Here is a 9,827-nt window from a genome sequence, read left to right as displayed (position 1 = left end):
AATTTAACAATTACACTAGCCTTTTTATTGTTATGCGACCACACCCATTCTTGAGGCGCAATATAATAAATAATTGGCACATCAGGAAACTCCTTCCTAGCATAATTACCGATCACCACATTCGGACTCATATAATCGATTAACACAATTACATCTGGTGGCGTGGTTTTTAAATACTTTTTGGCAACATTCTGAACTTTCACAGTTGGGGCAATATAAGCCACAGCCTCTAGTATCCCGATCGAACTGATCCGAGTAGTGTCAGCTAGGATTGTCGCGCCTGCTGCGGCCATTTTACTACCACCAAGGGCAACAATATTCAGGTCGATCCCTGACTTTTCGCCGAGTTGTTTGAGTGCAGTGACAAGTAATGCTCCTTGAAGATCGCCAGATACGTCTCCAGTGCTGATGAAGATGGTTTTTGAGGAAGGGGAGAGGGGAGACACTGATTAGGGAATAGGGAATAGTTGTAGGTTGGGTTGAACGAAGGCGATACCCAACATCATGCCAGCATAATTGAGAAGATTGTTGGGTTTCGTTCCTTCAACCCAACCTACGAATTTTAATTAATTACTCGCTTTTATTATCGATCGATTTGCCAGGAATAGGGCCTCTACGTTTATGATCTTTCTTACCATCGATCGATTGTTTGAGGAATCTTTGAAGATATTGAACTCTTTCGTAACTAGGGAATAAATCCAAATTGTCTAAAGCTTGGCTGAGAGTTTTGTCGGAGTGGTAAATAGTACGATAAGCTTTTTTGAGAACCGCTAGTTCTTCTGGAGTACAGCCAGAACGTTCTAGCCCAACAAAATTGAGCGAACGAACTCGCGCAGGAGTGCCTTCAACGATTGTAAATGGTGGTACGTCTCTCTGAATCCTAGTCATGCCACCAATCATCGATAATCTACCCACGCGGACGAATTGATGGATACCCAATACACCACTAATTACCGCTTCTGATTCTACATAGACATCGCCAGCTAAAGACGTAGCGTTAGCAATTTTAACATTATCCTCGATCGTGCAATTGTGGGCGATATGGACATAAGCCATCAACAGATTATGATTGCCGATGACAGTAGCTTCGCCGATACCTGTGGCGCGGTTGATGGTTACATATTCCCGAATCCGATTGTAATCGCCAATTTTGACCCAAGTTTCGCCACCTTTATATTTTAAATCCTGACTGTCTAGTCCGATCGCCGCACCCGGGAAAATTTGATTGCCAACACCGATAATCGTCGGCCCTTCAATTATGGCATGGGCACCAACTGTCGTCCCAGCACCAATTTTGACATTTTCGCCAATAATTGCATAGGGACCAATCTGCACAGTCGGGTCGAGATCCGCACTGGGATGCACCACAGCGGTAGGATGAATTCGTGTCATTAACATTGCTACTCCAGCCATCTTGTCATTTTCCTACAGTTGGGTTATCGGTGATGCAGATGCTAGCTGAATCATTTTACAGATGTGAGTCCAATTTTGGAGATCGTATCTGTAGAGGCGATGATACAAGCCTTGTTCAAAGGTTGGGCTGTTGTAAGTCAGTTTTCACCAGTAGACTAGTTCTGTACTTACTATTGTGCCCACGATTGAAGGAGGCTGATACTTTCATCTGCTGTTATCATCGATGACCAACATTTCAATTACACTTCTACTAGAGCAAAGGTGAGATCTCCAGCAGCAGCAAGTTGACCATCGACTTCAGCGCGCGCGTGCATCTTTGCAAATCGACGACGTTTAAACGATTGGAGTTCCACTGTCATGATTAATTGGTCGCCAGGAACCACTTGTTGGCGGAATTTGGCTCCGTCGATACCTGTAAACACGAATAAACCCCCATTATATTCGGGAAGTTGGGTGAGAATAATCCCACCGACTTGAGCCATCGCTTCAATAATCATCACTCCAGGCATTAATGGATGCCCAGGAAAGTGTCCTTGAAAGAAGGGTTCGTTGAAGGTGACATTTTTTAGGCCAACCGCTTTTTCTCCAGGTACAAAGTCGATAATTTTATCGACGAGGGCAAAAGGATAGCGATGGGGTAAGAGTTTGTGAATCTCTTGAAGATTAAAGGTGGTTTTCACTGGCTCTGATGTGTTTGGATGTGCTGGCTCGGCCATAACAGCAACAGTCTCTTGAGATCGATCGAGTGTAGTGGACATTAGACCTAATATTTGTAAATTGGTTGTCTAGTGATAATTGCTAACTTTAACTGTCAACTGTCAACTGTTAACTGTCAACTGAATTTAATATCCCATTTCATGCAACCGTTGCGCCAATCGAACGTGTAATTGATGACTGGCTTTGTATGCGAGGAAATGTGCTTGGGGAAATTTGCCGAGCAGACTCAGATCGCCGATTAAGTCTAATAGTTTATGACGACATGGCTCATTTGGGAATCGTAAGGGCGGATTTAACCACTGACGCTCGTCGCAAACGAGGGCATTATCTAAACTACCACCTTTAATCAAGCCTGCCGATCGCAATTGTTCGATCTGGTGCGCCAAAGCAAATGTCCGCGCGGGAGCAATTTCGGTGCTAAAGTCATCTTTGCCTGGTTGCCAACTATGCCACTGATTGCCAATCGCCGCGACATCAAAATCAATCCCATAGGTAAATCGCAGTACGCTCGATGGTAATGCCATCACAAAGGCATCACCTTGTTGAATCGAGACTGGCTCAATTAGCACTCCAGATCTAGCTAAATTGCCCGTTAGCGGCTCAGTTCTCGATCGAACTATCTCTTCTACCCAAACCTGTGCCGAACCATCTAGCAGCGGCAATTCAGCCCCATCGATTTCAATCCGCGCATCCTCAATTCCCAGTGCGGCTAAAGTGGCGAGTAAATGCTCTACAGTCCTCACCGACGCACCATTTGCGCTCAATTCGGTAGACAAGGTGGTTTGACTTACATTGGCAATGTGCGCGGGAATCTGGGGCGCATCGGGCAAATCTACCCGCACGAAATAACGTCCCGTACCAGGATCTGTCGGCACAATTGTGACGGTGGTAGTTACTCCCGAATGAAGTCCAATTCCTCGAACCTCACAAATATTTGAGACTGTAGACATTGCACTATCGGAACATCCATAAGCGATCGGTGTCAATTATGACACAACCCGCTCGTATTTCGATCTTTTCTACTCACGATCGATGCCAAACTTGCCTTTGTCTGAGGAGAACTGGTATTAGATCGATAATCTCGATCGAGTCAAACGTTAAATATCTATTTGAGTCAAGTGGTGTTTGTGAATGATTCACCACGCAATTTTCATCAACTCCGTTATCATCATGTCAAAGTCTACTCTTGCTAAAATTTCACTAGCTATTATTGCAAATCTATTATTAATAAATTATTCAGCTCTGGCAGCTATAAAAGTCGATCGGACCGATCGATATTGGCATCGAATAAATGCTACTCATCTGCGCGTAGATCGATCGTCTCAGCCAATTGAAGCATCGGTAGATGAGGTACTTGATGATATTGTCATAAATCGAGTCGAGAAATTAAAGAAGTTTGTCGATCGCGGTGGTAGTCCAAATCGTTATCTTCATGCTGCGATTAATTCAGGTTCGATCGATTGTGTGGAATTGATGTTAGCTCGCGGTGCAAATGTCAATCTAGTTGGTGAAGAAGGTTTGACTCCGGTGATGATTTCAGCTAGAGTGACCTATCGTGGTGGTGTGGAAATGACAAAGCTCTTAATTAATAAAGGTGCGAATGTTAATGCCAGAGCTGGCAAAGGCAGTACAGCTTTAATATTCGCCGCTTGGGGTGTAGCCAACCATTATCAAGATGAGTATGTCGAGGTAGTGAAACTATTAATTAAACATGGTGCAAAGGTAAATGTTAAAAATAAAATGGGCGATACGCCTTTGACTATTGCCAAGAGTGGCAACTGGAAGAAAATAGTCGCAACACTAAAGAATGCAGGCGCAAAATCGTAGACTAGAACCAGAATGTACTCCTACAGGTAAATTGTGAGGGTGCCCCTTGTGGGTAGCATCAGATCTACGATATTAATAATGTCCATGTATTTGTGCAAGATATGCATAAAATGATGAACAGATTGAGATTTTAACAGATCGCGGTAGTAAACTATTTTTTATATCGATCGAGTGATTAAGGTGAAACAGCGTTCTAATTATTGGCAGATTATTCCCTATCTCCGTCCCCATTGGCAGATAATTAGTGTGGGTTTATTATGTGTAATTATCTTTAGCCTATTTTCGCCATTGATGGCATCTTTGGCAGGGGATATTTCCAAACATCTGGGAGATGGTAATCTCCAATTATTGATTAAATTTGCCCTGATTGGTGGGTTGGTTTATATCCTACGCGGTATCGCCCAGTATGGGCAAGATGCACTGATGGCCAAGGTCGCATTTACAGTTACATTAGATTTGCGCAAACGGGTTTATGCACATTTGCTGCAAGTAGGTTCGGCATATACACAAACTGTTCAAACTGGTGATTTAGCATATAGATTAACTGAAGATGTCGATCGAGTCGCCGAAGTCATCTACAAGATTTTTCATCAATTTATTCCTTGTGTTTTACAACTAATCCTGATTTTGGGGTATTTGGTATGGGTGAATTGGCAATTAACGATTACGGTATTTATTCTCGTACCCATTATTGCCATCATCGTCGGGTGGTTCGGCGAAAAGTTACAGAAATTTTCGCTCCGTAGTCAAAATCGCACGTCCGATTTAGCTTCATTGATTACCGAATTTACTGGTAATATGCGATCAATTCAAGCATTTGCCGCAGAAGATTATGCAAACTTTAGATTCGGACAGGAAGCGGAATTAAATTATCAAGCAAAATATGGTACGGAACATCTCAAAGCTTTCCAATTTCCGATTATTAGCTTTATTCAAGCAGCAAGTATTCTTTTTCTCTTCGTACTGGCTGGCTGGCAGATTTCACTGGGAAATCTAACTAGCAGTGTTTTTGTCAGCTATTTAATTGCGATCGCTTTATTAATCGATCCGATCGCCATTACCACGGGTAATTTTAATGATATCAAACAAGCAGAAGCTTCAGTCGATCGAGTGTTTGAATTATTTACGATTCCAGTCACAATTACTGAAAAAGCTAACGCGATCGAATTGCCCCGTATTACCGGAAAGATTGACTATCATCATGTCAGTTTTGGTTATACGCCCGACAAACCGATTCTGAAATCATTCGACTTAAATATCAAACCAGGAGAAACAATCGCCCTTGTCGGGGCTTCTGGCGCAGGTAAAAGCACGATTCTGAGTCTATTAAATCGCTTTCACGACGTATCATCTGGTAGCATCTCGATCGATGACATTGATATCCGTGATGTCACGCTTAAAAGTCTCCGTCGTCAAATTGGGATCGTCCCACAGGATACAGTATTATTATCGGGACATATCGCTCAAAATATCGCTTTTGGACAAACTGACTTCGATATTCAAGCAGTAGAAGCAGCGGCTAAAATTGCCAATGCTCATCAATTTATCTCCCAACTTTCACAAGGTTACTATACATACGTCGGCGAGAAAGGAACGACATTATCCGGCGGACAAAAACAACGAATCGCGATCGCCAGAGCAGTGTTATTCAATCCTCGCATTCTCATTCTCGACGAAGCGACTTCAGCGTTAGATTCCGAATCGGAAGCCTTAGTACAAGAAGCACTAGAACGAATCATGGCAGATCGAACGGTATTTATTATCGCCCATCGTTTAGCAACAGTCAGAAAAGCAGATCGAATTTTGGTCATCGAAAATGGCGAAATTATTGAAGCAGGTACACATCCCGAACTACTCGAAAAAACTGGACGCTACGCTCAGTTTTATGCTCGACAATTTAACGAATAAGATGAGGAGATGATAATCTTAGTGTTCCAGCACTCAATTCGATCGATATTCTGTTCGAGTGATGTGGTAATTATTCCTGACTCTACTTACTACAAGTAGGTTTTTAAAAATAGATCGCTGAAAACCCTCGCCATTGCGTCGCCACCACCCGCATTTCCAATTCGCTCCAAGCCATTCTCTCGACATTGTGCGAGATATTCTTTATCCTCTAGTGTGCGATGGATAGCTTGCGCCGCTTGAGTAATCGTCTCGGCGTTAGCTGGTTTGGTACCGATAGTTTGCACTGACGATCCGAGTAGGCGCATTTGCGCTTCAGCGAAAATATAGGTAAACTGAGGCCCAGCACTAGGAATTTGAATAATCGGTTTACCTAAACCCACCGCTTGCTCGATCGCGGTACCAGCCATGCCAGCAACGAGATCGCACTGCTGTAAAATATCTGCAAAGGCATCATAAATGCACCGTAGCCTAATCTGATGTTCGGGATGTGTCAAATAACCTGCGGGGTGATACTCCCACCCTCGTTGCTCGGCTAGCTGTTGCAGAGGAATCGCACCTATGGAATCTGACAAACATAAATTCGGTGTGACGGCGGCGCAAAATTGAATCCCTTCAGGAAATAGGGAAGTTGTCGCAATCGCCAGATCTAAAAGTAACTGTAAATTAGTTCCGGCTTCGGGTAATCTACTCCCTGGTAATAGTGCAACCAAGGGTAGATTGGGTAATAACTGTAAATCTTTCCCTGTCAATTCCAACGCATCCATCGCGGGAAAACCGACAAAGATCGCCTTACCATAACCCTGATTATTTAACATCTGGGCAGTATATCGATCGCGTGTAAATATCTGGCGACAGCGATCGGATTTTAGTAGCCAATCGGTAAGCAGGGGAAACTTCATCCGATGTTCGTAATATGCCGAACTCGACACCATAAATGAGATGTAGGGTTTACCTGTTAGATAGGCACCCAACAATACAACCACATCGCCAACGGCTAAAATTGCCATACAGTCCCGACCGTATTTGCGAATAGCTTGAATCTGTCGCCAGAGTAGGGTAAATAAACCTGATCGAACATCGTCTAGTAACTTTAATCGATCGCCATAAACAAATCCACCTGATGGTAATGCTTCCGTCGGGCCGATAATATTTACATCTAAATTGCGATAAGCATTCCCATATCCAACGATGGGCATTGCACCGATTTCTAGCTGCGGTTGTTGTTGGCGCAATGCTTTTAATATTTGAATGGCGTTGAGATCTTCTCCATGTCCATTACTTAGGAATAAAACTTTTTTTGGTTTTTTGTGTGGATCTAAATCGATCATTTTTTTAACCGCAGCGGTGCAGAGGACGCAGAGAGTTAGAATAATGTAGTGGCAGGTGATTGGTTCGCTTCCATGGTCGGGAAACCCAGCCGGAGCGTATCCGCTTTATGCTAGGGATTAAATACCTGAAAATAAGTCTAAAACGAACCTGCCCTAACCACCCTAGCAAAGATTGCATGTTTCAATTGAGGAGTTTAGCATATAAATCTTCTGTCTTACTTAACATGCAATCGAGTGCAAAATATTCTTCATATCTTTTGCGTCCATTCTGGGCAAATTCATCGACTAGTTCGGGTCGATCGAGTAAATATTGAATCTTATCACCTAAACTATCAACATCCTGAGGTGGAACTATAAAGCCAGTCTCATCATCTGCTACCTGTTCGACAATTCCACCGATACTAGTGCCAATAACTGCCTTTTGTTGCGCCATTGCTTCAGCGCAAGCTAAACTACAGGCTTCTTGTAAGGAGGGCAAAACAAAGAAGTTGAATAAACTCATTAACTCTGGTAAATTATCCATATATCCTGCAAAGATCGTGCGATCGGCAATATCTAAGTCTTGAGACTGTTGTTTGAGTTGTTGTTCTAATTCTCCCACGCCAGCGATAACTAAACGCAAATTTGCTTTGTCCTGCGCCACTCGTGCGAATGCTTGTAATAAGTAAGTCAATCCTTTTGCTTCAGATAGTCTAGCCGCTGTACCGATAATTGTTTGAGTAGTCGGATCTAAATTAAACCGTGTGGCTAAAGATGCGACAATCGATCGATCGATTGTTGGTGTCGCGACACCATTATAGATCATCTCCAGCTTTGCCCGATTCATCCCAAACTTGACTAAGATATCGTACTCAGTTTGACAGACACAAATTACCCTAGTCGCCCACAGATTGGCAAATAAACAGGCTAGCCGATAGCTAATTTCAGCACTAGCTTCATGATAACCATGTACCGTAAACACGATCGGCAAATTGGGAAATAATAGCCGCAGCGGAATCATCAATTCATGTGCGCCATGAACATGAATTAGATCGATCGATTGACGTTTATGAGCAGCTTTAATTCCAGTAATTAATTCTCTCAATCCACTAAAGAAATTTCGATCCCATGATGTAAATTCACAGTAGTTGAGCTGCTTTTCTAGAAACATGGGCAAAGTTTTACCCGTCGGTGCGAATAGTGAAATCTCATATCGATCCTGAAATTCTTCAATCAGACTTAAAGCCTGTTTTTCAGTACCACCCTGTTCTAGATAAGGTAAAATATAAACTAAATGTTTGGTATTTTCCATAATAATACAGCCATATTTTTCTTCTATCTACTTACTATCTTTCTTACTAGAAGAATGATACTTAAATATAATAATGGGCGCATACCCTTAGTCCAGATAATTTCCATCATCATCTGCTAGTAGATCGGCAATCAGATTTTCAACACTTCCTCTTTTTGCTGTACCGTCAGTTGCTCCAATATAGACACTATGCGATCAAATTCGCTGAGATTCAAGATCGATCGAGTGTCAATTAAACATGCGATCGAATGAACAGTATGGATGATATGATAGTTCAATTACAAAGATGTAATGCTAATGACAAAAAATCTATCTCAGCGAAATTCAAGCTTTTAGTCAATAAATTGTTAAAAGACAGAATTTTCCTTACCAACAAACAACTGTAGCGATGATTCGCTGTCCGTAGCAGCCGACGTGTCCACAGTTTTACATACCTCCACCAGATTCGTTTTTATTTTCAGCTTAATTGTGTGGGAATGCCCTGTCTTGTCGTTCTTTTATTCGGGGGGAACCCCCGAATAAAAACGCTGTTTTATGGGTATCCTGGGCATATGCTGCTAATATTTTTCTACTGGTGTGAGCTGTGAGATTGTGCTAGTTTGATTGCAGCACACCTAAACTAGTTTGAATCGGTACGATATTTAGCGTGTCGGGAGTCGCACAGAATTTGAGATCGTCAAAACATTCCAATCGAACTAAACGTTGCCCGTGATTGGCAAGGTAAAATAATTCTAAAAGATTGTCTTTCCACTGTCGATATAAGGCGATCGAAGCTACCAATTCATCATTACCCGCTATTTCTGCTAACGGTACATCTAACTTCGTAATAATACTATCGGCGATCGCGCCCGCACAGACGGTATCCTCTAAAGAGTAATCACCTTCCCATCCCGATCCTACCATCCAGACTGTCTCTGGCCGCTGGGATACGACATAATCGACGATCGCTTGACGATTGATTAGAGCTGCGGCGAGAACGATTTTCGCGTCTTGTACACGCTGCAAGGTGCGAGTACCATTGGTAGTACTGATAAATAACCGTTTGCCTTTGACTACTGCTGGGGTGCAGTCTAGGGGAGAATTGCCCAGATCGCAACCAGCGACCTTCGCACCGCCCCGCTCGCCACCGCGCAAACGTAATTCAGATGGCCACTTGTCACTCACTCGCATCAGTGTATCCATGTCGCTAAATGCTTGAATTGCCTCGGCTCCAGAATTCAGTGCCGCAGCGATCGTCGAGGTAGCTCGTAGTACGTCGATCGCGATCGCGCACACTGGCAATTCGTCTGAGGGGGTTCGTTCGGGAGTATGGTAGGTATATAATTTCACAGTTAAGACAGAAA

Annotated in this window: 8 protein-coding genes and 1 pseudogene; 2 read left to right on the top strand and 7 right to left on the bottom strand. The window is 43.0% G+C overall.

Annotation, left to right across the window (positions count from 1 at the left end; translation table 11 throughout):
- The 4 genes and pseudogenes from RMO55_RS02960 to lpxC form a co-directional block, all read right to left on the bottom strand.
- Positions 1-446: pseudogene (locus tag RMO55_RS02960) on the bottom strand (lipid-A-disaccharide synthase); the annotation flags it as partial.
- Positions 447-570: 124 nt separating this feature from the next.
- A complete protein-coding gene (gene lpxA, locus RMO55_RS02955) occupies positions 571-1,413 on the bottom strand; it encodes an acyl-ACP--UDP-N-acetylglucosamine O-acyltransferase (RefSeq protein ID WP_310423249.1) in 843 nt (280 codons plus the stop codon).
- A 239-nt stretch (positions 1,414-1,652) separates the two neighbouring features.
- Positions 1,653-2,129: a 3-hydroxyacyl-ACP dehydratase FabZ gene (gene fabZ, locus RMO55_RS02950; protein WP_310423258.1), complete on the bottom strand. Its 477-nt coding sequence runs from the start codon at positions 2,127-2,129 to the stop codon at positions 1,653-1,655.
- 126 nt (positions 2,130-2,255) lie between these two features.
- The gene (gene lpxC / locus RMO55_RS02945) at positions 2,256-3,080 is read right to left on the bottom strand and encodes a UDP-3-O-acyl-N-acetylglucosamine deacetylase (protein WP_310423246.1); all 825 of its coding nucleotides are present in this window, start codon (positions 3,078-3,080) and stop codon (positions 2,256-2,258) included.
- A gap of 220 nt (positions 3,081-3,300) precedes the next feature.
- Here lpxC and RMO55_RS02940 point away from each other — a divergent pair, with 220 nt between their 5' ends.
- Both RMO55_RS02940 and RMO55_RS02935 read left to right on the top strand, forming a co-directional pair.
- Positions 3,301-3,957 (top strand): ankyrin repeat domain-containing protein, encoded by a 657-nt coding sequence (locus tag RMO55_RS02940; protein WP_310423243.1) that lies wholly within the window; start codon positions 3,301-3,303, stop codon positions 3,955-3,957.
- 180 nt (positions 3,958-4,137) lie between these two features.
- A complete protein-coding gene (locus RMO55_RS02935; protein WP_310423241.1) occupies positions 4,138-5,865 on the top strand; it encodes an ABC transporter ATP-binding protein in 1,728 nt (575 codons plus the stop codon).
- Between the two features lie 89 nt (positions 5,866-5,954).
- On the opposite strand, the gene RMO55_RS02930 is transcribed toward RMO55_RS02935, so the two are convergent.
- The 3 genes from RMO55_RS02930 to RMO55_RS02920 all read right to left on the bottom strand — a co-directional run bounded on the left by RMO55_RS02930 (position 5,955) and on the right by RMO55_RS02920 (position 9,813).
- A complete protein-coding gene (locus RMO55_RS02930) occupies positions 5,955-7,193 on the bottom strand; it encodes a lipid-A-disaccharide synthase-related protein (RefSeq protein WP_310423238.1) in 1,239 nt (412 codons plus the stop codon).
- A 181-nt stretch (positions 7,194-7,374) separates the two neighbouring features.
- Positions 7,375-8,484 (bottom strand): glycosyltransferase family 4 protein, encoded by a 1,110-nt coding sequence (locus RMO55_RS02925; protein WP_310423235.1) that lies wholly within the window; start codon positions 8,482-8,484, stop codon positions 7,375-7,377.
- Between the two features lie 594 nt (positions 8,485-9,078).
- On the bottom strand, positions 9,079-9,813 hold the full coding sequence (locus RMO55_RS02920) for a 2-phosphosulfolactate phosphatase family protein (protein ID WP_310423233.1): 735 nt from the start codon (positions 9,811-9,813) through the stop codon (positions 9,079-9,081).
- Positions 9,814-9,827 lie beyond the last annotated feature (14 nt).

Source organism: Chamaesiphon sp. VAR_48_metabat_135_sub, from assembly GCF_031418915.1.
In the GTDB taxonomy this organism is placed as follows: domain Bacteria; phylum Cyanobacteriota; class Cyanobacteriia; order Cyanobacteriales; family Chamaesiphonaceae; genus Chamaesiphon.
The sequence above is the reverse complement of the archived record's forward strand: the minus strand, read 5'-3'. Positions and strand labels throughout refer to the sequence as shown.